This is a genomic window from Ensifer sp. Root423 (assembly GCF_001426275.1).
GTDB lineage: Bacteria > Pseudomonadota > Alphaproteobacteria > Rhizobiales > Rhizobiaceae > Ensifer > Ensifer adhaerens.
Genome location: NZ_LMEG01000013.1, coordinates 169498 through 195060, shown reverse-complemented (window position 1 = coordinate 195060; position 25563 = coordinate 169498). Strand labels below are relative to the sequence as shown.

23 protein-coding genes and 1 pseudogene are annotated in these 25563 nt (G+C 61.2%); 17 read left to right on the top strand and 7 right to left on the bottom strand.

Annotation, left to right across the window (positions count from 1 at the left end):
• Window positions 1-485: 485 nt before the first annotated feature.
• The 7 genes and pseudogenes from ASD01_RS37600 to ASD01_RS15260 all read left to right on the top strand — a co-directional run.
• Window positions 486-620 (top strand): annotated as a pseudogene (locus ASD01_RS37600) (DUF1254 domain-containing protein); the annotation flags it as partial.
• 149 nt (window positions 621-769) lie between these two features.
• Window positions 770-946: an ATP dependent DNA ligase gene (locus ASD01_RS37420; RefSeq protein ID WP_343214254.1), complete on the top strand. Its 177-nt coding sequence runs from the start codon at window positions 770-772 to the stop codon at window positions 944-946.
• A gap of 534 nt (window positions 947-1480) precedes the next feature.
• Window positions 1481-2062, top strand: a complete 582-nt coding sequence (locus ASD01_RS15280) for an ABC-three component system protein (protein ID WP_060644122.1) — start codon at window positions 1481-1483, stop codon at window positions 2060-2062.
• On the top strand, window positions 2059-2580 hold the full coding sequence (locus ASD01_RS15275) for an ABC-three component system middle component 5 (protein ID WP_060644121.1): 522 nt from the start codon (window positions 2059-2061) through the stop codon (window positions 2578-2580). Before ASD01_RS15280 ends, ASD01_RS15275 begins: the two co-directional genes overlap by 4 nt.
• The gene (locus ASD01_RS15270) at window positions 2567-4498 is read left to right on the top strand and encodes an AAA family ATPase (protein WP_060644120.1); all 1932 of its coding nucleotides are present in this window, start codon (window positions 2567-2569) and stop codon (window positions 4496-4498) included. The genes ASD01_RS15275 and ASD01_RS15270 overlap by 14 nt, the downstream gene beginning before the upstream one ends.
• Window positions 4499-4514: 16 nt before the next feature.
• Window positions 4515-4922 carry a DCL family protein gene (locus tag ASD01_RS34715; RefSeq protein ID WP_082584637.1) on the top strand — a complete coding sequence of 136 codons (408 nt, stop codon included), beginning with the start codon at window positions 4515-4517 and terminating at the stop codon, window positions 4920-4922.
• Window positions 4923-5313: 391 nt separating this feature from the next.
• Complete coding sequence (locus ASD01_RS15260; protein WP_177235780.1) at window positions 5314-5586, top strand: helix-turn-helix transcriptional regulator; 273 nt, start codon at window positions 5314-5316, stop codon at window positions 5584-5586.
• A 245-nt stretch (window positions 5587-5831) separates the two neighbouring features.
• On the opposite strand, the gene ASD01_RS15255 is transcribed toward ASD01_RS15260, so the two are convergent.
• The 3 genes from ASD01_RS15255 to ASD01_RS15245 all read right to left on the bottom strand — a co-directional run bounded on the left by ASD01_RS15255 (window position 5832) and on the right by ASD01_RS15245 (window position 9588).
• Window positions 5832-7100 (bottom strand): tyrosine-type recombinase/integrase, encoded by a 1269-nt coding sequence (locus tag ASD01_RS15255; protein WP_060644118.1) that lies wholly within the window; start codon window positions 7098-7100, stop codon window positions 5832-5834.
• A 104-nt stretch (window positions 7101-7204) separates the two neighbouring features.
• A complete protein-coding gene (locus ASD01_RS36000) occupies window positions 7205-8155 on the bottom strand; it encodes a hypothetical protein (protein ID WP_060644117.1) in 951 nt (316 codons plus the stop codon).
• The gene (locus tag ASD01_RS15245) at window positions 8152-9588 is read right to left on the bottom strand and encodes a tyrosine-type recombinase/integrase (RefSeq protein WP_082584634.1); all 1437 of its coding nucleotides are present in this window, start codon (window positions 9586-9588) and stop codon (window positions 8152-8154) included. Before ASD01_RS15245 ends, ASD01_RS36000 begins: the two co-directional genes overlap by 4 nt.
• 353 nt (window positions 9589-9941) lie before the next feature.
• Between ASD01_RS15245 and ASD01_RS15240 the strand changes: the two genes are divergently transcribed.
• Complete coding sequence (locus tag ASD01_RS15240; RefSeq protein ID WP_034798949.1) at window positions 9942-10661, top strand: hypothetical protein; 720 nt, start codon at window positions 9942-9944, stop codon at window positions 10659-10661.
• A gap of 304 nt (window positions 10662-10965) precedes the next feature.
• Here the strand turns inward: ASD01_RS15240 and ASD01_RS15235 are convergent, their stop codons facing one another.
• Window positions 10966-11565 (bottom strand): TetR/AcrR family transcriptional regulator, encoded by a 600-nt coding sequence (locus ASD01_RS15235; protein ID WP_051659468.1) that lies wholly within the window; start codon window positions 11563-11565, stop codon window positions 10966-10968.
• A 97-nt stretch (window positions 11566-11662) separates the two neighbouring features.
• Here ASD01_RS15235 and ASD01_RS15230 point away from each other — a divergent pair, with 97 nt between their 5' ends.
• Window positions 11663-12451: an SDR family NAD(P)-dependent oxidoreductase gene (locus ASD01_RS15230; RefSeq protein ID WP_034798947.1), complete on the top strand. Its 789-nt coding sequence runs from the start codon at window positions 11663-11665 to the stop codon at window positions 12449-12451.
• Between the two features lie 243 nt (window positions 12452-12694).
• Window positions 12695-13624, top strand: a complete 930-nt coding sequence (locus ASD01_RS15225; protein WP_034798945.1) for an aldo/keto reductase — start codon at window positions 12695-12697, stop codon at window positions 13622-13624.
• A gap of 81 nt (window positions 13625-13705) precedes the next feature.
• On the opposite strand, the gene ASD01_RS15220 is transcribed toward ASD01_RS15225, so the two are convergent.
• The gene (locus ASD01_RS15220; protein WP_060528932.1) at window positions 13706-16267 is read right to left on the bottom strand and encodes a GcvT family protein; all 2562 of its coding nucleotides are present in this window, start codon (window positions 16265-16267) and stop codon (window positions 13706-13708) included.
• 357 nt (window positions 16268-16624) lie between these two features.
• Between ASD01_RS15220 and ASD01_RS15210 the strand changes: the two genes are divergently transcribed.
• From ASD01_RS15210 to ASD01_RS15180, 7 genes are all read left to right on the top strand, one after another.
• A complete protein-coding gene (locus ASD01_RS15210) occupies window positions 16625-17836 on the top strand; it encodes an ROK family transcriptional regulator (protein WP_034798940.1) in 1212 nt (403 codons plus the stop codon).
• On the top strand, window positions 17836-19095 hold the full coding sequence (locus ASD01_RS15205; protein WP_060644114.1) for a M20 family metallopeptidase: 1260 nt from the start codon (window positions 17836-17838) through the stop codon (window positions 19093-19095). The genes ASD01_RS15210 and ASD01_RS15205 overlap by 1 nt, the downstream gene beginning before the upstream one ends.
• 26 nt (window positions 19096-19121) lie before the next feature.
• Window positions 19122-20183, top strand: a complete 1062-nt coding sequence (locus ASD01_RS15200; protein ID WP_034798936.1) for a substrate-binding domain-containing protein — start codon at window positions 19122-19124, stop codon at window positions 20181-20183.
• A gap of 61 nt (window positions 20184-20244) precedes the next feature.
• A complete protein-coding gene (locus tag ASD01_RS15195) occupies window positions 20245-21309 on the top strand; it encodes a substrate-binding domain-containing protein (RefSeq protein WP_034798934.1) in 1065 nt (354 codons plus the stop codon).
• Between the two features lie 129 nt (window positions 21310-21438).
• Window positions 21439-22416 (top strand): ABC transporter permease, encoded by a 978-nt coding sequence (locus ASD01_RS15190; protein WP_034798931.1) that lies wholly within the window; start codon window positions 21439-21441, stop codon window positions 22414-22416.
• Window positions 22417-22427: 11 nt separating this feature from the next.
• The gene (locus tag ASD01_RS15185; protein ID WP_034798928.1) at window positions 22428-23627 is read left to right on the top strand and encodes an alanine racemase; all 1200 of its coding nucleotides are present in this window, start codon (window positions 22428-22430) and stop codon (window positions 23625-23627) included.
• 11 nt (window positions 23628-23638) lie between these two features.
• Entirely contained in the window at window positions 23639-24397 is a 759-nt protein-coding gene (locus tag ASD01_RS15180) for an ATP-binding cassette domain-containing protein (RefSeq protein ID WP_034798925.1), read from the top strand.
• Window positions 24398-24445: 48 nt separating this feature from the next.
• On the opposite strand, the gene ASD01_RS15175 is transcribed toward ASD01_RS15180, so the two are convergent.
• Both ASD01_RS15175 and ASD01_RS15170 read right to left on the bottom strand, forming a co-directional pair.
• A complete protein-coding gene (locus ASD01_RS15175; protein WP_034798923.1) occupies window positions 24446-24820 on the bottom strand; it encodes a cytochrome C oxidase subunit IV family protein in 375 nt (124 codons plus the stop codon).
• 9 nt (window positions 24821-24829) lie between these two features.
• Entirely contained in the window at window positions 24830-25552 is a 723-nt protein-coding gene (locus tag ASD01_RS15170) for a heme-copper oxidase subunit III family protein (protein WP_034798919.1), read from the bottom strand.
• Window positions 25553-25563: the final 11 nt, after the last annotated feature.

Below are 25563 nucleotides of genomic sequence, written 5' to 3'. Positions count from 1 at the left end.
CGCAAACACGTCAGGAACGGGATGCTGTCACCCGTCGAGTTCGAGAAGCAGCAGAAAATCTAACCCGAGGGTGTCTACGAAACTCGGGGCTATTCAGATGTGGAGGAAACGACGATGACAGACGATCCTTCAGAGACGGGCAAATTCACTCCAGGCGAAGTCGCCGACGAGGCGCCCGAAAATCCCTTCGAAACCATTCCCAACGGTCGGTTTGCCGCCGCAACGGATCGATATGCAGGATCTGCCAGCGAAGCTGCGCGAGGCCATAGACCAGCGCGACGATCGCGAAGGTTTTCGCGGCTATGCCGTCGAGCTCGCCGACATGCCGGAAGATGTGCCAGACGGCTGGCTCTACATCGCCGTCTATAGCGGCGGCGCGAAAGCGGGCTGCACGTACATCGACCGTCGGTATTATTCGGAGCGCACCATCGAGGGGATGGAGGTCGAGATCGGGCCAGCATGGTTGAACGTCGACAACGCCGAAGATGCCGTCCGGTCGTTCCTGGGAATACTGCGGGACGGTCGGGCCGAACTGGGAAGGCGAGGTTCCCAAAGGGATCACGCAAGTTTTCCGCTCTCCGACCAACACGGGTCTCGTTGGTCCCCGCATCTTCATGGATGACACGGCCGAAGACCGCAAAGCGATCCAGGAGCTGCTGAAGGGAGTCCTGATGTATCCCGTTGCCGAGTACGACGGAACGATGAAATCGAAAGATTGGACGAACATTCCCAAGGTGGATGCGCCACCCCAAGGCGAGACAAAAACCCAGTGGGTCTTTCCGGAAAGGCTGGCGGAGGATTCTTCGCGCTGCCACTTCTGGTCGCCGATGTCGAGTATCGCGCCTGGACGCAAGATCGAAAGCTTCGGCACCCTTCATTCAAGGGCGTTCACGAATTGGAGGGGCCGACGGAGGCCTATGAGAAAATTGAAGGACCGAAGCCCTAGACGTCATCCTCCCAAATATGGCGCTATGGATATTGAGCCCCCCGAGCGGTCTAAAAGAAATTCTGGACGTTGCAGAGCGTTTCAAGGGACTAGCCCATGGAGCTTTGACGTTCGACGCTGAATTCGCAGTCGGGCTGGCCGCCCCGATCGTTTTGTCCTCATCGCATTTTTTTTGTTCGGCACAGAACAAGGCACACCGGCGTGCGCCACATCGCCGGATGACCCTTGATCAGAGAAGGGCTTCGCGGTGAATTGCCCCAATTGAATCCACAACCTAGACTATTGCAGTGAAACAAAAATACAGGCAAAACTTCGTGAAAATCATTGGGGGAATCGTATGGCTTTTGATCTCTGGAACTTCCTCGGTGGCTTGCTTCCCGGTCTCGTCGGGGGCGCTCTATTGACGCTCCATTTCACTAAGACCATGCGAGCCGATCGCCATGGAAACACGGTCGATCAATCCGGAGCAAGGGCTCGCGGAGACATTGTGGGCCGCGACAAGCGTTAACTTGCTGGAAGCGCACCATCATATCTATGAGCATTGCGACCCATCAGGGCAACGTTTCCAACCAGCAAAATGCACGCGCCGGCGGGCCTATCGTCGGCCGCGACTTATACCATGTCGAAGCCAAGAAGGGCTTGGTCGAGAAGCTCCTGCACAAATTGAAAGAGCAGTATGACTGCAACGAGCAGACGCAAACCACGATAGACGAACTCGCCCGATACCATACCCGCCGTGCCCCTGATGGCATTGACGGCCTTGAAGCCAAGCTCAAGGCCAGTGGGCGATCCGCCTACTATGACGATGCGATTGAGAAGAAGGAGATGTTCGCGAAACTTCTGGAGAGGTGGTCGCTGTACTCATCTGCACAGGAAATATTCGTCCATATCCTGGCCAAGGCCGAGAACGAGTTCACCCAGGTGATCTACGGCCAGATACCGAAGAGAGAACCAGAGGAAATCAACGCCATGGTCATCGACCGTATCGTGAATCCTATCGTCGAAGAATGCGGTGGTGACCTCATGGCCGTGAACCACAACCTGGTCCAAGGGATGGTGTACTGGCTAGCCGAGCAGTGCTTCATCAAGTGGCATCATGGCGTGGTTGCGAGATGACACAGCTTACATATAACGAGGCATTCGACCCCTATCATGCCGCTTTCCGGTTCCTGCGACTGCATCTGGCGTGCGACATGAAAGTCAGAGTTCCCTTCGACACGATACGCATTCTTGATTTCTACCTGCTTTTCCCGTTCCGCCTTCAATCGATGAAGTTCTTCGATGAGGACAAAGGTTGGAGAAAGGTGAGCAAGTCATATGGCGAACAAGCGCCATATGGCACGATGCCCGATGACACCACTGTCTTTTCTCGGATGGAAACCTTCCAGCGGGCTGCCGCTTCCAGTCTTGTGATCAGCGGTTATCTTGCGCCGGACGCGTGGGATCACAACGAAGTGCAGTTCACGAAGGAAGTGATCCCGGATGTACTCAGACTTCGCTGCTCCGAATTGAACACCCGGATGAGAGACGTGATGGAAATTCTCTGTCAGCTCGGGACGCGGTATCCGCTTGGCGGCCGTGACGGGCTGAAGGATCGCACAGGTCTTCTGGAGTATCGATATGACCCGGTATGACCCCACGCTTGTGGTCAAACGTCTCGTCGTGAAGCGCGGGGCCTTCACGATGTACGACGAGGCTTTCCATACAGGCGTGAACGTGATCAGAGGCGACAATTCCTCTGGCAAGTCGACGATCATGAACTTCCTATTCTTCGGGCTGGGAGGTGACCTCGACCGTTCGGCCTGGAGCGAGCACGCTCTGAAGTGCGATCACGTGTGGCTCGAGGTTGAGTTCAACGGCAACCCCGCAGTGCTGCGCCGGGAGATCGATGTAGCGTCGCAATCGGCGATGGAGATTTTTGGCGGACGCTATGAACAAGCAGTCGCGTCCCCTATCGAAGCGTGGCACCGATATCCCTATGCTCGTTCAAAAAACCAGGAAAGCTTCTCACAGGCGATCTTCCGGCTCCTGGAGATGCCGGATGTTGCGGTCGAGGGTACGTCGAACATCACCATTCACCAGATCCTGCGCCTTCTCTACGCTGATCAGCTCTCGCCGACAGAGAGCCTGTTCCGGTTTGAAGGGTTCGATTCTGAGAATCTGCGTGAAGCCATCGGCAATCTCCTCTGCGGTGCGTTCGATACCGAGATCTATGAGCTTCAACAACTGAAGCGCGCAAAGGAAAAGGAGTTCACTGAGGCTAACGCCGAATTGAAGAGCATTTTCAAGGTCGTCGGCGGTGGCGACGAGAGCATGACGCTCGAATGGATTGAGCAGCGCCGCAAGGGCCTCCTCCAGGAGCGCGATACAACCTCGGCGCAGATTCTGCAGGCCGAGGAGGCTTTCTACTCCAGCCAATCATCAGAGAAAATAACTCTTCAGGTTCAGAACGACCTCTACAAGCAGGTTCAAAAACTGCAGGGAGATATCCGTCACAAGCAGGCCGAGGTAGATTCGGTTGAATTCGAAATCTCGGATTCGGCAGCCTTCATCCGGACCTTGTCCTCGCGGCTGGAAGCATTGCGAGACGCGGAGCTCACCGCGAGCGTGGTAGGCAGTGTCCGGTTCGGAACGTGCCCCGCTTGCTACGCTGAGGTCATCGAGCACGACCATGACGTTGAGGCTTGTCACCTGTGCAAGACACCGCTCGACACCGAGCGTGCCCGTGAGCGAGTAGTCGGCATCATCAACGAGCTGTCTATACAGATAAAGCAGTCAGAACGCCTGCAAGTCATAAGGGCCGAGCGCCTAGCGAAGCATCAGACCTCTTTGAATGTGCTGGTCACGAACTGGCGGCTCAAGGCGAAGGAACTAGCCGATCTCAGCTCGGTGCCAACATCCAAGGCCCGGGAGCAGATCCGTGAGCTGCAGCGCAAGCTCGGATACATCGACAAGTCCATTGAAGACGTCGAGGCGCAGGTCAAACTCGCCAACAAGATCGGTCATCTGTCCGCCCGCAAGGCGCAGCTCGATCAGGAAATCCAATCTTTGGGATCCCGCATTACGACACTCCAACTCAGCCAGACCGACCGGTTGAGAACAGCCAAGAACAGCATTGAGAAGAACATCATCGAGATCCTCCAAGGTGATCTCAAGCGTCAGGACACCTTCGAAAATCCCGAGCATGTCCAATTCTCGTTCGCGAAGAACTCCATTACTGTTGATGAGCACACCTACTTTTCTGCAAGCTCCCGCGTAATTCTCAAGGCCGCATTCCTGGTGGGCTTCCTGAGGGCCGCGCTCTATGATCGGCAATTCCGGCACCCCCGCTTCCTCATGATCGACATCACCGAGGACAAGGGTATCGAGCAGGCCCGGAGCCATAATTTCCAGAAACAGGTAATCGAGATTTCCGACCAGGCGCCTGTCGAGCATCAGATCATCATCGCGACGGCAATGCCGTGGCCCGAGATCAGGCAGCAGCTCTTCGTTGGAAGGCATTCCACGCTGCAGCAAGGCACTCTCGCGTTTCTCCCGGGCAAGAGCAGTTGAGGCAAAGGACACGTCGATGGCGAGGGCGCAATCAGTTGAAATCGCAGGCCATCAGTTTCCTCGGAAGACGGATGCGCTGGCGTTCCTGAAAGTCATGCTCAATCGATATCGGCCTGGCGATACTGTGGGCGCTGAAGACGGAGTGTTTCTTCTGGAGGCGTTGAAGCGCCATCCTGAGGCGATCGTCAAAATCGGATCCGGTGTGAGAGGTTTTGAGGTAAGGACAGCCGACTACGGCACCCAATGCTTCTGGATACTCCGCGTGGACGGTTCCGACGAACGGTTCTCCTACAAGAGCTGCAGACGCGAGGACGTTCAACAAACCAGGAAGTTCGTGCTTTCGAATCCCAAGTTGGCGGCCAAGCTCCACAACCCGCTCGTTATCCACTGTCCACCGGTCTTCTTTGGAAATCGCCGACAGTAATCGGGCCGACCGGCCGGCAGTTGCGATGTTTTCGAACTCGACTGTTTTGCTGTTGAGCAGCTTCTGATCGTGATGGAGCAGCCAGCCGCCCACTACGCCCTTTGCAAGTTTTCCGTTTTCAGCCGCCATTGGTACCAGCCCTGAACCTCAGTCTCCGCGTGTCGATGGCACGGACCTTAGGTGAGTCTTGTGAATCCTGCGATAGAAAAATGTGTCTACTCAACCACACGTAACGGTCCGCAAGCAAATGGACGTGCACAAGTCGGGCTATTCCCAGTCGGTGGCTTGGAAGCCAGATCGGTTGCGAATCGCCCCTGAATCGCCCCAGACCTTTGAACGAATCCTTGCTCCCAATTGTTGACAACGATGTGCCAATCCTTTCCAAGGATCCATGGACACCACTTCCGAGATGATGACCGCCCTGCGGGCCGGCCGCGCCCTGCTGGGACTGAGCCAGGAGGAGCTGGCGGCGCTTGCCGGCGTCAGCCGCCAGGTCGTCGTCAGAATCGAGAAGTGCGAGGGCAACGTCCTCGTCGACTCCCTCGAAAAGGTGCGGTCCGCCCTGGAGGCCGGAGGCGTCGTTTTCATCGACGGTGAAGGCACGCGCGGTCCGGGGGTGGCCCTTGCGCGTGCTCCTCGGCAGCAGGCCAATGCCGAGCAGTAGATCGCCTGGCTGACAAGAGCCCGGCCACATCGAAGCCGGGGTGGTTGACCGAAAGCGAAGGGACGCACCCAGGAAGGCGGTCTGCGCACCGCCATGGGAGATCCAATCAGCTAGAGGGACTACCGCGGTGCCGAGCGGGTGCTGGGGCAACCCTGTGTTCTGGTTGGCCCCAATCACCACCGGCCGCCCGCCCTGCGGGGTGCGCCGCCTTGGCGGACGGCATTGAGGGGCGATACTTGCCGATGTCAGCGGCCGGTGCCGCCGTCATCGTACCGCCCGGCGCTCCCCCTCATATCGTCCAGCGCCCGCGCCAGCCTTTCGAGTGCATCCCGAGTCGGACGGACTGCAGTCATTGCAGTGTACGGGTCCGGGACGAGTCCAATGGCGCAGCGGGCGATTTGATACGACACCCCTGCCTCCACAAGCATGGTGAGGACAGAACGGCGAACATCCATCCAGCGCCACGACTCCCCGGGGCGTTCCAGTCCGGCCTTTTGCATGTAATCGCTCATGCGACGATCAACGACGCATCTCAGTCTGGTCAGCTTTCCGGTGCTTGTGAAGTCGGAGCCGAACACGGCGGGGTCCTCGGATGCAGCGGCGCTGCACCTGAGACTGCGAAGCAATGAGACCATCGCGTCAGACATCGGCGTGTTCTCCTCTGCGCCGAACGGGACGTGGTAGCGGTCCCGCGGCCTAACCCAGATCCCTTTTTCAAGGTTGAGCTCAGACCATTGCATCATCGCCAGATCCCCGGCGCGCTGCCCAGTCAGCACAAGAGCTTGGCAGAATACCCTCTGGGAAGGGTTCTCAACGCCTTCCGCCGCCACAACGTAAGCCCGCATCTCGAGTTCGGATAAGTGGCGATATCGGGCTGCAGCGCGCAACCGAAGCATCCGGGACGTGAGATGCAAAGCGGGATTTTCGCGCAGCCCAAACTCGGATCGATTTCTGGGCTGCATCGCCCAGTTGAAGAACGTTTTGACCTTGCTCAGGCAGTTCCGGGCCAATGCTGGTCGATCCCGCAATGAGTTTATCAGTCCTGCCACGTCCGTATCCGCAACCAGCCCGATCGGCTTGAGTGCCCAGGGGTTGACTGCCGGGGTCAGGAAGTACCGTCGCAGGAACTTCGCATCCTTGTCCGCACTGCGGTTGTGGGACCGCAGGTGAAGTTGCTGGATGTAAAATTCGAGTACGGCAGCGAATGTCCACGTGGGTCCGGATTGCTCCAGGCGGTCAGGCGAATTCGCCCCTATGTCGCTGGTATCCACGGCACTTTTCAACCGTGCCGCAATTTCGCGCGCCCGGTCCGTGGTGGTCTCCGGGTATTCGCCAATTCTCAGGATTCCGGAGTTGCCGGGCTGGTCCGGGACGAAGTAGAAGGCCTTCCGGCCACCGCCCACGACGAGACGCATGTTCTCGACTGTCGCGTCGGCGAAGTGCACCCGGCGGCCGCCGAGGGCTGTGAATGGCAGGTTGCGGACGACATCGTCCGTCAAATGGATCTTCTGCATGGCTGCTATCCTTTCCAGGTTGGATCGTCTGCGTTGGAGGCTCGACCGGGAAATGAAGGTCCACGCGCCGCCCGTCGAGCATCCCGGCGGCGTTTTGGTATTGCTCAGGCCGGTGGCGCTGCGAATGATTGCGCGGCAGTTTCCTCGAGCCAGTCGAGGATCATTTCGACCTCGCGTTCGTGTTTCCGGAGAGTCGATATCTGCCATTCCCGCATCCAGGCCGCTGGATGGACCGGGGAGTACGCGACCAGCTTCAAACGCCCGGCCGGCCGCGGCTGCCAGTCGTTCCAGGTGATGCCGAGAACCGGGCGAACGCCTTTCCGTGATTTGGGCGGCACGGGTTCGAACTTCCCGTCGCCGAGATACTGCACGTGGGCCTCCCGACAGGTCTCGACGATTGCAATGCCCGCGGGCATGTCCTGCAGCATTGCGACGGTCGGCCATCGGGGAGCCAGGTCGGGCGCTGCTTTTTCACTGCAGTGAACCGGAGGTTCGTCCCAGATTTCGATCCGAGGGCGGATGAAACGGCGCCTTGCAGCCACGATGACTGAATGCCCCCGCGCTTCGAGGGCAAGGAACAGGGTGTTCGCGAACGCGAGCGCGTGTCGGAGCGTTTCCGCACTCGCCGCGACGTCGATCGCGTTGTTCGCGCGAGTGACGAGGAGGGACGCGGTCGGATCCGTTTTCGCAGCTCTGAAGATCTCGGTTGCGAGGACGACGAGTGGGTGGAGGTCGCCGGCGGGCGCCTGCCAAACCCTGCGGCGTTTATAATACGTACTCAGGCTGCCGCCCCATGCGTCCCTCGACCAGGACAGCGGCCGTCCCGGCCTGGGCGGAGGCAGGGGCGGCCTGGTCAGTGTCTGGCCGAACTTCTTCCTGGTCCACCATCCACGTGGCGGCCGGGGCACGTCCAAAGCCGAGCAGATCCTGGCGACGTAGCTGTTCGACACCTTGAGCCGTGCGGCCGCCCGCATCACCGGCATGCTCCACACGAGCTGATAGAGTTCTTCCCGGGAGACGGGGCGCAATTCGGAATCGACGGGATCCTGGATCATTTCCAATCCTCCCAGTCGTCGAAAGTGAGCGTGCCCTCGCTCATCTTCCGCAATCTCTCGGACCACGCATTGAACGCGCTCCTCAGTTCCCGGGCATAGGCGTAGAGGTTATAGACCCGTTCGATCCCCGTCTTGCCGTGTCCGATTGCCGCTTCTGCCACCTCGCTTCTGCCGACGATCGGTTCTAGCTGGGTCCGGACGGTCCGGCGGACATCATGCCATGTCCAATGGCGGAGGGAGGCGCCGGGCGCGATTCTCCCGAACTCCTCGGCGAACTTCTTCTCGAACTCCGCCTTGAGCCAGCTCGGCTTGGCGATGGGGCGCTGGCCGTGCGACGAACTGAAGACGTAGTCGCCGTGTCCTGTGACCTGAACCGCCTTGAGAGACTTGAGCATTCGGACCATGCAGTCCGACAGAAACACGACATGGTCGGTCTCGGGCTTCGAAGTTCCCCCCGGGATCGTCCAGACCTTGCGTTCGAGGTCGAGGTGCGACCACCTCATCCGCGCCGTTTCCTCCCGCCGCTGGCCCATTTCGATCAGAGCGCGGGCAAAAGGACCATAGGGATATTCAAACCGCGCTGCCGTCGCGATGTAGGCCTGTATTTCGAGATAGCCGAAATGTCGCGACCTCGTGTTCTTGGGAAGCTTCATGAGGAAGGGTGTGAGATCGGCAATCGGGTTGCGGGCGAGCCCGATGGCGTCCCGGCGGTGCGGCAGCATCGCCCAGCGGAAGAAGGTTCGGAGGAGCTTGAGGCACTCCCGCGCCTGGCCCTTCGCCCCTCTATCCGCAATGGCTGCGATGAGCGAGCTCACGTCGCTGTCCGTAACCTGCGAGATTGGCTTGTTCATCCAGGGATTTTTATCGGGGTTCAGGAATTCCCGTTGGATGTTGCCGACCAGCTTTCCTGTCGCTCTGTTTCGTTCCCGCGTGGGAAGGTAGGCGACATAGTCCGCAATGACCGAGGCGAACGTGCTTCGCTGGCGGAGACGCTTTTCGTCATCCTTTCTTGCCTCCCTTTCACGCCTTCGCGCTTCTTCCGCGGCCGGATCCTGGCCCCTCTTGATCCTGTCGTTCCAGGTGTCTGCAATCACACGCGCCTTCGCCGTGGAAATGTCCGGGAATCTCCCGAGCGGCCGTCGCGAAGGGTTCGGGGACCCTCCGAAGCGGGCTGTCAGGGTGAACGTCTTGCTCTTCGATCCGACGCGGATGGCGAGGTTATCGATCGATGAGTCGGGGATCTCGTAGCGATGCTCCGCCGACACTGCGAACGGGAGCTTCTTTATTATCTTGTCGTTGAGGTGTGTGCGTTTCATTTGCCGGTTCCTTCTGTTTTTGGGGCAACAAACCGGGCAACAGCCCGGTCTGGAGGTGGTATGCCCGTGCAAACAAAGGGAAACAGGGTCGCAATTAAATGTAAATGATTGCAACATGTTAGATGTTGAAGTGCCGCGAACTGGCGTGATGTGACGCGATATGACTTGGGCCGGTCTGGAAGCTCATAACCTGAAGGCCGCAGGTTCAAATCCTGCCCCCGCAACCAAGCATGGAGAAATCCAAGCGGGCTTTTTGACGTTTGAACGGCGCACACAGGGGCGACCCTCATCGGGTTGAGAGGGGCGGCGGCGGTGGCGGCGTCGTCTGCTTCTATGACCGGCGTTACCCGTTTATTAAGACATACAATCGATAGTTGCTTTCATTCTTGATTCTCGCGATGGCATGAGGCCGTGCGCGCCCATTCGGCAGGCAGGTGCAGGAGCGCCGCCTTTGCCGCGGAGACCCACGCGTGACCACCATATCGCCGACGAGCAACGTTGCCTTGGAAATCCTCAGGCGGACAACGGCCGAGGCCGAGGAGAAAGCCGGTTCTGCCGACAGCGCGAACAGCATCCTCACGGCTGCGAACGGCGTTTCAGCGGAGCCTGGCAGAGCAGCGACGCAGGCGCAGGGTGCAATCAACAACAGCATGCTGGAGCTGAAGGCAAGAGCCGACGCTTTCGTCGGCACGGCACTGGAATTGCTGAACTCCGACCGTTTCAAATCCAGCGACCCCAATGTGAAGGCAGTGCTGAAGGAAATCCTCAACGAGCAGGGTGAGATTTTCGCCGGCCGGGTCGAGGCTGAACTGCTCAACAATCCCGGTCTCAGACACGAAGAGGCCATCGCCAATGCGCTGACTGCGACGGTGCGCGGCAATCGCAGCCGTTTTGCCGAAACCGAGATCGTGCTCGGTTATAAGCTGAAAGCCGCCGGCGACCAGTTGCATTATGTTGCCGATGCCGAAGGCCATAGCTCCGGTCAGTTCCTGGCGGATGCCCAGAACGAAGCGCGTATCGGTCTCGACATCGCACAAAAGGCGCGCGCCAATGCGAAGGACGATGCGGCGCTCGCGGCGGCTCTGAAGGCGGAGGAGGAAGCCGAGCGGATTTACCGGCGAACGCAGCAGTCGGTGAGTGACTGGAACGGCTATTGGACGAAGAAATTCGGCTGGCCGGAGGCCCGGTGACGGTGCGATAAGGGATCGCCGCCCGTGACGGGATAAGACGCGATGGGCGGATCGTTGGACAGGTTGCTCCGAGCTCGACCCGAGACGCGCTTTAACGGTTTGCCTTTGGGCGCTTCACGCCCCGCATCAACGATTCCCGTGTCTCGCCTTGGTATCGTTCCGGCGCAGTGATCTGCGAACGAATTCGATGCGTTGAGGATATGCCAAGCACGTAGCGCCGTTCCGCTCTGCCGCTTGCGCTCCAATATCTTGAATTGCCGCGCGCCGTGATCGCAAACCGCTGCGCATTTTTCCGCGACATGGTTCAGCTTCCGGCGTCGCTCTTGCCGTCGGAAGGACCTTGGCTTCTCAGCTTTCCGTGATCGCGGTCGGAAAGCCACACCCGCGTCTCATCGAGGATTTCCGTCGACAGGTCGGGATCGTCGGTCATCCGCGCCAGGATAAGCGCGCCGATCATGGCCGCAGAACTGCCGATTGCCGCGCGACGCTTCTCATGATCATCCGTGCCCGGCGCGATCTTGCCGAACCGGGCGAACTGGCGCTTGAGGACGTCCGTCATCTCCGACCGTGCGGAACCGGGCTGGCGGCTCACCTCCGACGCAAGGGCTGCAAGCGGGCAGCCGTGGCCGAAATCGTCCCGATGCTCCGGCGAAAGATAACGTCGGGCGACGGATGCAAGATCCACCGTTAGCGGCTCGGTTTCTCCCTGCAGACCGGCCAATGTCTGCGCGATCAGATCCTCCTTCGACTTGAAGTAGCCGTAGAAGCCGCCATGGGTGAGGCCTGCCGCCTTCATGACATCAGTAACGGTGACGGATTCGAAGCCGCGCTCCCGGAACAGCTGTCCCGCCGCCTCCAGAATTGTCTTCTTGTTCTCTTCGACCTGCTTCCGGCTCACGCGCATCATCGTCTCCTGAAATTTCGATTGACAATATACATGATAATCATCATATATCCAAATACATGATGGTTATCATGAATAAACTGAAGGAGCCCAATCGATGAGCAGGAAGCCAGTAGTCCTTGTAACGGGTGCCTCGACCGGCATTGGCGCCGTCTATGCGGAGCGATTTGCCCGTCGCGGTCATGATCTCGTTCTGGTCGCGCGCAATGCGGCGCGGCTCGACGCGCTCGCTGAGCGCCTCAAGAACGAAACCGGCGTGGCGGTGGATGTGGTGCCGGCGGACCTGACCGACGAGCAGGACCTCGCCAAGGTCGAGCAGCGGCTGCGCGAAGACCGGAGCATCGGCGTGCTGGTCAACAATGCCGGGACGTCTATCCCCCGAGGCTTTCTTCAGCAGCAGAGCGAGGACATCTCGAAGCTGATCGCGCTCAACGTAACGGCAGTCACCAGGCTCGCGCATGCGGCAGCTCCGGGGTTTGCGGAGAGAGGCGAGGGGGCGATCATCAACATCGCGTCGGTCGTCGGGCTTGCACCGGAGATGGGCGCAACCGTCTACGGCGCGACCAAGGCCTTCGTGCTGTTCCTTTCTCAAGGCTTGAATGTCGAACTCGCCACCAAGGGCGTCTACGTTCAGGCGGTGCTGCCCGCAGCGACGCGCACCGAGATCTGGGATCATGCCGGCGTCGATGTTGAGACGCTCTCCGGTGTGATGGAGGTCGGCGATCTCGTCGATGCGGCGCTGACCGGCTACGATCGACGCGAGTTGGTAACCATCCCGCCGCTTCCCGATGCCGGCCAGTGGAACACCCTCGATGCGGCACGGCAGGCAATGCTGCCGAATTTTGCACAGTCGTTGCCGGCCGAGCGCTATCGGTCCGCTGCCTGACCGGTCCACGCACGGGGCGGGCGTTTGACGTCCGCTCCGAACGCCTGCACCTGCTGGAGACGGTCGGTGCTCGGGCCTTTCCGCTTGGGCACAGCAAGCCACATCGTTCCACGGTTTGCCCCAAAGGCGTTTGCCAAGCGCCCTCAGGCTGCTTAGAAATTGAGGATCAAAGATTTCGCAAGGCCGACGACTCCGTCCCTGCGCGAAAATCCTCCCTCGAAACGATGTTGATGGTGCGAGCCGATGAAAAGATTCAATCTGGGACCAACCGACCTTTCCGTTTCCTCTGCCGTTCTCGGCCTGATGCGGATTGCCGATCTCAGCGACGACGCCATAAGCCGGCTCTATGGGAAGGCACGGGACGTCGGCATCAACGTCTTCGACCATGCCGATATCTATGGCGGCGAACTGCATGCCTGCGAGCGCCGTTTCGGCGATGCGTTGCGGCTGAAGCCGACTGAGCGCGAACAGATCGTCATCCAGAGCAAGTGCGGTATCCGTCGCGGCTATTTCGATTTCTCCAAAGATCATATTCTGCAGTCGGTCGATAGATCGCTGGCGGCGCTGAAGACTGACTATCTCGATCTTCTCTTGCTGCATCGCCCGGATGCGCTGGTGGAACCGGAGGAGGTGGCGGACGCCTTCGACAAATTGCAGGCGGCTGGCAAGGTCCGGCATTTCGGCGTCTCGAACCACACCCCGCGGCAGATCGATCTTCTGAAGACCGCCGTCCGCCAACCGCTCGTCGCCAACCAGATCCAGCTCAGCATTGCGCATGCGCCTTCGGTCGCCTTCGGAATCGCCGCCAATATGGCAGGTCTCGAGCAATCGATCGATCGCGATGGGGAAGTGGTCGTCTATTCGCGCATCAACCGCATGACATTGCAGGCCTGGTCACCGTTCCAGCAGGGTTTCTTCGGCGGCGTGTTCGTCGGCGACGAGAAGAACTTTCCGGAACTCAACCGGTTGCTGGACGAACTCGCGGGCCAGTACGGGGTATCGGCTTCCGCGATCGCCTATGCCTGGATCGCCCGCCATCCGGCCAACATTCAGGTGGTGCTTGGAACGACAAGTCCCGAGCGATTGGCCGATATCGCGCCCGGCGCCGACATTACGCTGTCGCGCGAGGACTGGTATCGTCTCTTCACGGCAGCAGGACACGTGCTGCCGTGACCTCGTTAGGTCTGCAGACCATTGGAAAGGCCCGCTCGGATCCGAGCGGGCCTTTCTGTTTTGGGGGCTGATGCGGATGGCTTAGCTGCGCGGCTTCAGGTTTTCCGGATCGTAGAGCGGCTTATAGCCGACGCCGACAACCTCGACCGGATAGGTCTCGGCGAAGTATTCGACGTTGAGTTTGCGGCCGACCTGGCAATGGGACCACGGCAGATAGGCAAGCGCGATGTTCTTGCCGATCGTCGGGCCGAAGGCGATCGAGGTGGTGTAGGAACGGCGGCCCAGTTCATCGACCAGCACCTTGCCGGTTTCAGGATCCATCACCGGCAGGGTTCCGACCGGATAGCGCTTCACGCCGTTCTTGTCGGTATTCTCCGTCATGACGAGCGTGCAGAGCATGGCCGGTTGATGTTCGCGCGCCTTGTATTCGAGATGCTTGGCCTTGCCGCGGAAGTCCACGTCCTTGACCTTCGGGCGGGCAAGGTCGGCTTCGATGAGGTTGTACTGGGTAAGCAGGTCGGCGTTCTGCAGGCGCAGGCTCTTTTCCATGCGGCGCGAGTTCGCATAGGTTTCGACGCCGAAGGCCATGACGCCGGTCGAGCGCAGCGCGTCCCAGACGGCGAGGCCGTCCTCGTACTTCATGTGCAGTTCCCAGCCCTGCTCGCCGACATAGGAGATGCGGAAGGCGGTGACCTTTTTGCCGGCGATCTCGATCGGCTTGATCGCGGCGAAGGCGAAGTTCTCGATGTCGAGGCCCGAGGGATCGGCAACCACCTTCTTCAGCGTCTCACGGGCATTGGGGCCCCAGATGCCGATGGTGATGAACTTCTCCGAGACGTCGGTGATGGTGACGTCAAGGCCGCGATCTTCGGCGACGCGGCGCATGTACTGGAAGTCCCGCGGGCCGGCGTCGGCGCCGTTCACCAGGCGGCAGCGGTCGGCCATGCGGAAGACGGTGAAGTCGGCCCGTACCATGCCCTCGTCGTCGAGGAAGTGGGTGTAGATGCCCTTGCCGATATTGCCGTCGCCGCCGACCTTGGCGGCGCACAGCCATTCGAGCAGCTCGACATGATCAGGGCCTTCGATGTCGACCATATGGAAGTGCGAGAGGTTGACGATGCCGCAGTCCTCGCTCATCGCCAGATGCTCGGCGTTGGAGACGCGCCAGAAATGGCGGCTGTCCCACTCGTTTTCACGTACCGGCACGCGGTCGCCATACTTCTCCAGAAGGTGCTCGTTGGCAGCGTAGCCGTGGGCGCGCTCCCAGCCGCCGAGTTCCATGAAATAGCCGCCGAGTTCCTTTTCGCGCTCGTAGAAGGGCGAGCGCTTGACGTTGCGGCCGGTGGCGTAGGGTTCGCGGGTGTGCACGGCGGGGTAATAGATCTTCTGCGCCGCCTCGAAGCAGCGGCCCTCGATGAACTTTTCTTCCAGCTGGTGCGGATAGAAGCGGGAATAGTCGATCGAGGCGTGGTCGATCTCGGTGCGGCCGTCTGTCATCCAGTCGGCGATCAGCTTGCCATAACCGGGGCCGTCCTTCACCCAGATGGCGACGCAGTACCACAAGCCGCGCACCTTTTGGCTCTCGCCGCAGGAGGGGCCGCCGGCGGCCGAGACCTGCAGCAGGCCGTTGAAGGAATGGCTCTCGTTGTAGCCGAGTTCGCCGAGGATCGGCGTCAGTTCCATGGCGCGCTCGAGCGGCTCGATGATCTGTTCCATCTCCAGGTCGCGCTGCGAAGGCGACAGGCGCGCCTCGTGCTTTTCAAGAATGTTGCGTGGATGGCAGAGGCGCGGATTGGTGGTCTCGTAATAGCCCCACTCGATCTGGCCGCCCTCGGTGGTCTTCGGGTCGCCGGTGTCGCGCATGTAGGCCGAGTTGCCCTGGTCACGCAAAAGCGGGAAGCCGATCTCCTTGCCGGTGCCTTCGAATTCGTTGTACGGGCCGAAGAAGGTGAGCGGATGGTCGACCGGCATGACCGGCAGGTCCTCGCCAACCATTTCAGCGATCAGGCGGCCCCAGATGCCGGCGCAGACGATGACGTGGTCCGCCATGATCGTGCCGCGATGGGTGACGACGCCCTTGATGCGGCCGTTCTCGACGATCAGCGACTTTGCCGGCGTGTTGCCGAAGACCTGCAGCTTGCCGGACTTTTCCGCGGCGTCGACGAGCTTGCCGGCAACCGTCTGCGAGCGCGGGATGACGAGGCCGGCATCCGGGTCGAACATGCCGCCCATGACCTGATCTTCTTCGATCAGCGGGAACATCTTCTTGATTTCAGCCGGCGAGACATAGTGGGCGCGGGTGCCGAAGGCCTTGGCGGAGGACAGCTTGCGCTTGATCTCTTCCATCCAGACATCGTCGCCGGTGCGCGCCACTTCCAGGCCGCCGATGCGGGCGTAGTGGCCCATTTTCTCGAAGAAATCGATCGAATACTGCGTCGTCCAGACCGAGAGATAGTCGTGGCTGGTGGTGTAGCAGAAGTCCGAGGCGTGTGCGGTCGAGCCGATATCGGTCGGTACGCCCGACTTGTCGATGCCGACGATATCGTCCCAGCCGCGCTCGATCAGGTGGTGTGCGATCGAAGCACCGACGATGCCACCCAGCCCGATGATTACGACTTTCGCCTTTTGCGGAAACTCTGCCATTGATTGCGACCCTAGTTGGATTGGATGCCGGATTTTAGGGCCTGATCCGCCCCGACCAGAGCCTGTCTACGACATTCTCATCAAACTGCACGACCAGAGCCGAGCATTTTGCGGTTCGCGGAACGAGAGCTGTCGAGACGGTCATGCCACTGATTTCGTGAGAAAAAGCGCCTCTCAGCGCCAATCTGATTTCATCTAGCATATCGCAAATGGCGACGCATCCGAATGCGTCATTGCGATCTACCTGTTTTCCAGTGATCGCGGCGTTGGCCACGAAAGATAATCCCATCGGGTAAGATTGACAGCGATGCGTGATATTAATAAGTTCGGTAACAGAACGAATTAAAAGAGGTCCCCGTGAACGACAGCTTGCGCATCTCCCGGAAGTTCTCCCAGCGCTCCGTCATGGAGGCGATCGTCCAGGGCGGTCCGATTTCGCGTGCGTCGATCTCGAAGCAGACCGGCCTTTCCAAGCAGACCATTTCGGAGATCGTCCGCGGCCTCGAAGAAGAGGGTTGGGTGCAGGAGACGGGGCGCACCAGCGGCCATGTCGGGCGCACTGCCGTCACCTACGAACTGGTGTGCGATGCCGCCTTCATCATCGCCGTCGACCTCGGTGGCACGAAGGTGCGCGTGGCGATCACCGATCTCGCCTGCCAGATCTTTGCCGAAGACACGGCGCCGACCGATCCGCGGGGCGGCCGCTTCGTCGTAGAGCAGATCGCTGCCATGGCCTTTGATGCGGCAGACCGACAGAAGATCGCTCGCGAGAAGATCCGGCTTGCGGTGGTCGGCGTTCCCGGCGCGCCCTGCAGCGAGACCGGCCGTGTGTTGCTTGCGCCGAACATTGCCGGTTTCGACACGATGGATGTCGTCGGCGCCTTCGAAGAGGTGCTCGGTTTTGGAGCCATGCTCGAAAACGACGTCAATCTTGCCGTCCTTGGCGAAAACTGGCTGGGCCAGGGGCAGGGGATCGACAACCTCGCCTATGTGGCGCTGGGCACCGGCGTCGGCAGCGGCCTGATGGTCGGCGGCCATCTGGTGCGCGGCGTCAGCAATGCGGCCGGCGAAATGGGTTTCCTGCCGCTCGGCGCCGACCCGTTCGAGGCGGAATCGCTGCGCACCGGCGCCTTCGAGCGCGCGGTTGCCTCGCATGGCATGGCGGAACGTTACGCGGCGCTTTCGGGCAAGACCGTTGCCGTGCCCACCATCTTTGCCAAGGCAGAAGCGGGCGATGCGGCAGCGCTGACGGTGCTGGATGACACTGCGCGGTATCTGGCAGCCGGCGTTGCCGCGATTGCCGCGATCGCCAACCCGCAGAAGGTCATCCTGGGCGGATCCATCGGGCTCCGGCCGGAAATGCTTGAGCGGGTAAAAGCGTTCCTGCCGCAGTGCTTCCCCTATCCGGTCAATGTGGAGACCGGTGAACTCGGCGCGCGCGCCGCGATCATCGGGGCGGCGGCGATCGGGCTCGGTCAGTTGCACAACACCCTGTTCGGGGTCGATGCGCCCGATGGCCGGATTTCGCTGCCGCGGGCAAACGTCAACGCGCTTCGGGAGGCGATGTGATGACGATGAATGACGGCTTGGTCGAGCGCTTGCGAGCGGTGCTTGATCGCGAGACGGCGATTGATCTTTTTCGTGGCGCCATCGGGCGTGAGAGCATTACCGGCAACGAGGCGAATTTCGTCGCCTTTCTGGCCGAAACGATGCAGCGCCTTGGCCTGGAAGGCTTGAAAACGGCGGAGTTCCTGCCGGGTCGGCCGAACGTCTGGGCGGAGCGCAAGGGGCGCGGCAAGGGGCCACGCCTGCTGTTCATTGGCCATACGGATACGGTGCATGTTGACGGCTGGCGCGAGCATTGGGCCGGTACCGAGCGCGAGGATCCCTTCGCTGCACCGATCATCGACGGCGCGGTCTGGGGGCGCGGCTCGGGCGATCTGAAGGCAGGCATCTGCGCGTCGCTGGCGGCGCTGTCGCTGCTCGACAAGTCCGGCGTTGCGTTGGCCGGGGACGTGGCCTTTGCCTTCGTCGGCGACGAGGAAAGCGGTCAGCCGGGGACCGGTGTCTCCGCCGGTATCAAGGATCTGGTCGAACGCATCGAGACCGGTGACATCGTCCGTCCGGACTTCGTCGTCTATGTCGAGCCGACACGGCTTTCGGTTTATCCGGCGCAGATCGGATTTTTCATCGCCGACATCACGATTACAGGCAAGTCCGCCTATTTCGGCGTACCCGAACTCGGCAAGGATGCATTGCGCGCCAGCCATGCGGCGATGTCGGCTCTCTGGAAACACTCCGACGAGATCGCCGCGCGGGCCGAGCACAAGCTGATCGGTCGCAGTTTCCTGCTGATCACCGGCCTTGCCGGCGGCGGCTACATCGCCGTGCCCGAGCGTTGCACACTGTCGCTGATCCGCAAACTGTTGCCAGGGGAATCGCTGGACACGGCGGCGGCCGAGATCGAGGCTGCGGTGCGCTCGGCGATCACCGATCCGGAAATCACGGTCGAGTTTTCCTATCCGGCCGGCCGCGACCATGCGCTTGGCGGCACGGCGGCTGAAATCGACGAAACGGCGGGCGAAGTCGGTGCGCTATCAGCCGCCATGGCCGAAGCCATGGCTGGGCGCGGCGTCATCGAAGGCGCGCCCTTCTGGTCGGAATCGCCATTCTTCGTCAACCGCTTGGGTGTGCCTGCCGTCTATTGCGCGCCCGGCGACATCCGCAATTGCCAGACCTACGAGGAACGGGTCGAGGTGGAGGAATACCTCGCCGGGATCGTCGGATTTGCCGCCTTCATGGCGCGCTACTGCGGCGTCATGGACTGAACTGCCAAACAAGAGGGAGAACGACAATGCTTCTGAAGAAATTGATGGCTGCCGCACTCGTCAGCGGTTTCGTGCTTGCCGCAAACGCCGCCTCTGCCCAGACGGTCGGTCCGTCCGGCGAGAGCGCGACGCCGAGCGCCGATGTCGCCCTGACCGATGCCGATATCGGCGCGCTCAAGGGCAAGGGCTACAAGGCGGCGCTGCTGTGGCATACCTCGTCCGACTTCACCAACGCCGTTTCGGCCGGTGCCAAGGATGAGTTTGCCCGCGCCGGCGTCGAGATCGCGGTGACGACGGATGCCGGCTTCGACGCTGCCCGCCAGCGCAGCGATATCGAAACCGCGCTTGCCGCCAAGCCGAACGTCATCCTGGCGCTGCCGCTCGATCCGGTGACCTCGGCCGAAGCATTCCGCCAGGCAGTGACCGATGGCAGCAAGCTCGTGTTCCTCTCCAACCTGCCGAGCGGCTATAAGCAGGGCACGGACTATGCCTCGATCGTTACCGACGATCTCTTCCAGATGGGCAAGCAGGCGGCGGATGCGCTGGCCAAGGCGATCGGCGGCAAGGGCAAGGTTGGCTACATCTTCCACGATGCCAGCTACTATGTGACGAACCAGCGCGACCAGGCCTTCAAGTCGACGATCGAGAAGGACTATCCGGATATCAAGATCGTTGCCGAGCAGGGCATCTCAGACCCGGCACGTGCCGAGGAGCTGGCAAGCGCCATGCTGCTGCAGAACCCTGATCTCGACGGTATCTACGTGACCTGGGCCGAGCCTGCCGACGGCGTGCTCTCTGCCCTGCGCTCGAGCGGCAATACGAAGACCAAGATCGTCACGCTCGATCTTGCCGAACCGGTCGCGCTCGACATGGTCAAGGGCGGCAACGTCACCGCGCTTGTTGCCGACAAGGCCTATGAGCTTGGACGCGCCATGGCTGCGACCGGCCTGAAGTCGCTTCTCGGACAGCAGACGCCGGCCTTCGTCGTTGCCCCGGCTTTGACCGTCACCAAGGAAAACGTCGCGGACGGCTGGAAGCAGTCGCTCAACCGCGATGCGCCGCAGTCGGTGCTCGACGCGGCCAAGTAATCAGATGGCCGCCGGGAGAGAGGACGCTTCCGGCGGCGTCATTCCTAAAAGGGAGGCAGATATGCACAGGTCAGTGAAACACTTCGCGTTGCTGGCAACGGTCTTTGCCGCGACATCCGGTTTTGCCGCTGACGGCAAGACCACGGGTCCGCATGGCGAGACGCCGACGCCGGCGGGCAGCCTGACGCTGACGGCGGAGCAGGAACAGCAGATCAAGGACGGCAAGTTTACCGCAGCGCTCGTCTGGCACGAGATGAGCGAATACACCAACGCGGTCAACAGCGGTGCCCAGGACGAGTTCAAGCGCCTCGGCGTCGAGGTGGTCGCACAGACCGATGCCGGCTTTGATGCAGCCCGCCAGAAGGCGGATGTCGAGACGGTGCTTGCCAAGAAGCCCTCGATCATCCTGTCGCTGCCGGTCGACCCGGCAAGCGCCGCCGTGGTTTACGATCCGGCACGCACCGCCGGTGTGAAGCTCGCCTTCGTCGACAATTCGCCGGCCGGTTACGAACACGGCAAGGACTATGTGACGATCGTCTCGGACGACCTTTTCCAGATGGGCAACAAGGCGGCCGTTGCCATGGCGGATGCGCTCGGCGGCAAGGGCAAGCTCGGTTATATCTATCATGACGCCGACTTCTACGTGACCAACCAGCGCGATGGCGCCTTCAAGTCGACGATCGAGCAGGACTATCCCGACATGAAGATCGTTGCCGAGGCCGGCATGGCCGATCCGGCCCGCAGCGAGGAAATCGCGCAAGGGATGATCACCCAGAACCCGGATCTCGACGGGATCTATGTGACCTGGGCGGAGCCGGCACTGAGCGTGCTTTCGACGCTGCGCGGCGCCGGCAACAGCCACACCAAGATCGTGACGCTCGACCTCAACGAACCGGCAGCACTCGACATGGTCAAGGGCGGCAACATCGCAGCTCTGGTCGCCGACGAAGCGTACAATATCGGTGTCACCGCAGCGCGCGCCGCGGCAGGGTCGCTGGTCGGCAAGAAGGCCGAGCCTTTCCTGGTGGTCGACTCGCTTGCCGTGACCAAGGCGTCGGTCGCCGACGGCTGGAAGAAGTCTCTGAACAAGGATGTGCCCGCGACGATCGCGGATGCGATGAAGTGATGAAATGATGCCCGCTGCATGAGTAAAACATGCAGCTTTTCTAGTGCTGCGGCGACCTTTGCGCGTCTGACCAGACCCGCGGCGCCGTAGTGCAGGGGGAGCTTTCCCCCTGCCTTCGGAGGAAGAATAATGTCCAGTGCCCATTCCAGCGCGAGCGGCCAGCCGGCGAGCCTCGTCAGTCGCCTCAACCTGCAGCAATACGTCGTCTATCTCGGCTTCCTGGCGATCTTTCTGTTCTTCGCCATCGTGCTTCGCGACAGCGGGTTTCTGACGGTTCGCAACCTGTCGAACATCATGCTGCAGACAGCACCGGTGACGATCATGGCGATCGGCCTCGTCTTCGTCATGTCGGCCGGTGAGATCGATCTGTCGATCGGCTCGACAGTTGCCGTCTCGGCACTGGCGGCGGCGGTGACGATCAACGAATACGGCCTGGTGGCTGGCGTCGTCGCCGGTATCGGCGCCGGCGTGCTGATCGGGCTCCTGAACGGCGCACTGGTCGCCTATGTCAAACTGCCGTCCTTCCTGGTGACGCTGGCGACGCTCGGGCTTTTTGCCGGCGTCTCCCGCTCGATGACGAACCTGCGCTCGATCCCGGTGACCGACAGCACCTTTACCGGCTTTTTCGGCTCCGGCTCGTTCCTCGGCGTGCCTTCGCTGATCTGGTGGACCCTCGTTGCCGTCGTCTGCGGCCATGTCATCTACCGCGAAACCCGCTTCGGCGCCCATGTGCTGGCGACCGGCGACAACAGCCGGGCAGCGAGCGTCTCCGGCATCAGCGTGCCACGCATTCGGCTGGCCGTTCTGATGATCAGCGGCGGTCTCGCCGGCCTTGCGGGCCTGCTTTACGCCGGTCGCCTGCAGGCGGCGAAATACACGCTTGGCGAGACCGACCTGATGACGGTGATCGCCGCCGTCATCGTCGGCGGCACGCTGCTCAACGGCGGCAAGGGCACGATCATCGGCGCGCTCGTCGGCTCGCTGATGATGGGCATGCTCAACAATGGCCTGATCCTGATGGGCCTTTCCGTATCCGACCAGATGATCGTTCGCGGTCTCATCATCCTCGCTGCGGTCGCCGTGTCGCTGCGCGAAAAGTCCCGCTGAAGGAGGATTTCATGTTTCTCGACGTTCTGCGCCGCCGCAACCCGGCATTCATCGAAGCGGCCATGAGCCTGCACCAGCAGGGCAAGCTCCCGGCCAACGCCTATGTGCTCGATCTCGACACGGTCGAGGCCAATGCGGCGATTATGAGCAACGAGGCCCGTCGCCTCGGCCTGAAGACCTTTGCGATGACCAAGCAGGTGGGCCGCTCCAGTTCCTTCTGCGAAGCGGTCAAGCGTGGTGGCATTGACCGTTCGGTTGCCGTCGACATGGCCTGTGCCCGCGCCACCCACAAGGCGGGCCTGAAGGTCGGCCATCTCGGCCACCTGCAGCAGGTCGCGCGCCACGAGGCGGCTGCCGCAGCGAAAACCTTCCGGCCGGACTATTGGACGGTCTTCAACGGCGAAAAGGCTGCAGAAGCGGCGGCTGGCGCACATGCAGCCGGCTATCGGCAGGATCTGCTCGCCCGTATCCGGGCGGAAGGTGATACCTTCTACCGCGGCCATGAAGGCGGGCTCGATGCCAGCGACGTTGCCGCGGTGGCGGACCGTCTCGATGCGCTCGACGGTGGCCGCTTTGCCGGCATCACCACCTTTCCGGCGCTGCTCTTCGACCATGAAAGCCGCAAGGTGAAGCCGACACACAATCTCGCGACACTCTCGAAAGCTGCCGAGGCGCTGGCCAAGGCCGGCCGCAACGGGATCGAGGTGAATGCGCCGGGTACGACCTCCAGCGTCATGCTCCCGGCTCTTGCCGAAGCGGGCGCGACGCAGTGCGAGCCGGGCAACGGTCTGCACGGCACCACCGCACTGCACGTGATGGAAGATCTGCCGGAACTGCCGGCGGTACTCTACCTCACCGAAGTTTCCCATCTCTCGGGCGGCAAGGCCTATTGCTTCGGCGGCGGCTTCTACATCGACCCGATCTTTCCGGATTACGACGTCAAGGCGATCGTCTCTGCCGACCCGACGACTTCGGCGTCGGCGCTTCGAAGCGTCGAAGTACCGCCCCCCTCGGCGATCGACTATTACGCGATGATCGACGCCAGCGGTGCGGCGGCCCCGAAGCCTGGCGATACGGCGGTGTTCGGCTTCCGCGGGCAGGCCTTCGTCACGCGGGCCTATGTCGTCGGCGTGTCGGGCATCTCCAAGGGCGCGCCGAAGGTGGAAACGATCGAAAACGGTTTCGGCGAAACCGCGGCCTGGCCGGTTTGAGGGGTGACGTCATGAACGTGAACACGAATTCTGCACGCGAGCCGGTCCTCAAGCTGAAGGACATCCGCAAGACCTTTGGCGGCGTCACCGCGATCGAGAACTTCTCGCTGGACGTCCGTCCGGGCGAGATCGTGGCGCTCGTCGGCGACAACGGCGCCGGCAAGTCGACGCTGATCAAGATCATCTCCGGCGTTTACACGCCGACCTCGGGAACGATCACCATCGAAAACCAGACCGTGGCGATGTCGAACGCCACGATGGCGCGCGCCCATGGCATCGAGGTCGTCTATCAGGATCTGGCGCTTGCCGACCAGCAGACGGTCTATATGAACATGTTTCTCGGCCGCGAGCCGGTAAACCGTTTCGGCCTGCTCGACCGTCGCCGGATGATTTCCGAGACGGAAACGCTGGTGAAGGAACTGGATGTCCGCATCCCCTCGGCCCATGCGACGATCCGCGACCTCTCGGGCGGCCAGCGCCAGGGCGTCGCGATTGCCCGCGCTACCCATTGGGCGAGCAAGCTGATCCTGCTCGATGAGCCGACGGCAGCACTCGGCGTTGCCGAAACCGCCAAGGTCGAGGAGATCGTCGAATCGCTGAAAAGCCGCAACATCGGCGTACTGATCATCAGCCATAGCCTCGATCAGGTGTTCAAGCTCGCAGACCGCATCTGCGTTCTGCGCCGCGGCAAGCAGATCGGCATCCGTGAGACGGCCAAGACCGACAAAAACGAGATCATCGCGATGATCACCGGGCTTCAGCAACACTGAGGCGGATGTGTCCAGCGGTGCCGCCATTGGGGCGGCGCCGGTTGGCAATCATGGTGCGGCGCCGAAGAAGGTGAGGCGGGTGAAGAGCACGTAGTGCGATTCCGAGACCATCAGCGCCACGAAGACCAGCACCAGCAGCGGCGGCAGCAGGATCGCGTAGATCAGCGCCAGCCGTTCCCAGGCCATGTGCATGAAGATCGCGACGATCAGCCCTGCCTTCAGTACCATGAAGATCAGGATCAGCGACCACCTGAGATAACCCTGCAGCCCGACATAGTCGACGAGGTAGGAGAAGGTGCTGAGCACGAAGAGCAGCAGCCAGACGACCAGATAAAGACCGATCGGGTGTTGCTGGTGCGTTTGTGCGTGGCCTTCTACTTTTGCTGCCGGTGCCGCGTGGGTGTGAACAGTCGTTTCGGTCATGGCCATGCCTCACCACAGATAGAAGAATGCGAAGATGAAGACCCAGACGAGGTCGACGAAGTGCCAGTAGAGGCCGGTGATCTCGACGATCTCGTATTGTCCTCTTCGGCTCGTGAAAAAGCCACGCCGTTCGGTGTCGAAATCGCCGCGCCAGACTTTTCGCGCGATGATCAGCAGGAAGATGACGCCGATCGTGACGTGGGTGCCGTGGAAGCCGGTGATCATGAAGAAGGTCGAGCCGAATTGGGCAGCGCCCCAGGGGTTGCCCCAGGGACGCACGCCCTCGGTGATCAGCTTCGTCCATTCGAAGGCTTGCATGCCGACAAAGGTGGCGCCGAAAAGGGCGGTCAGCAGCATCAGCAGAGCGGTCTTCTTGCGATCGCGCCGGTAACCGAAATTGACGGCCATGGCCATCGTGCCGCTTGAGGTGATCAGCACGAAGGTCATGATGGCGATCAGGATCAGCGGCACGTCCGAGCCGCCGATGTGCAGCGCGAAGACCTCGCTCGGATTGGGCCAGGGAACGGCAGTCGACATGCGCGCCGACATATAGGCGATGAGGAAACAGCCGAAGACGAAGGTGTCGCTCAAGAGGAAGATCCACATCATCGCCTTGCCCCAGGAGACGTTCTTGAACGTCCGCTGGTCGGAGGCCCAGTCGGCGGCAAAGCCGGCAAGTCCCGCGGGGCGATGGAGCGGTTCTCGGACAGGCGAATGTGTCTCGGCGGACATGCCTTGCCTCC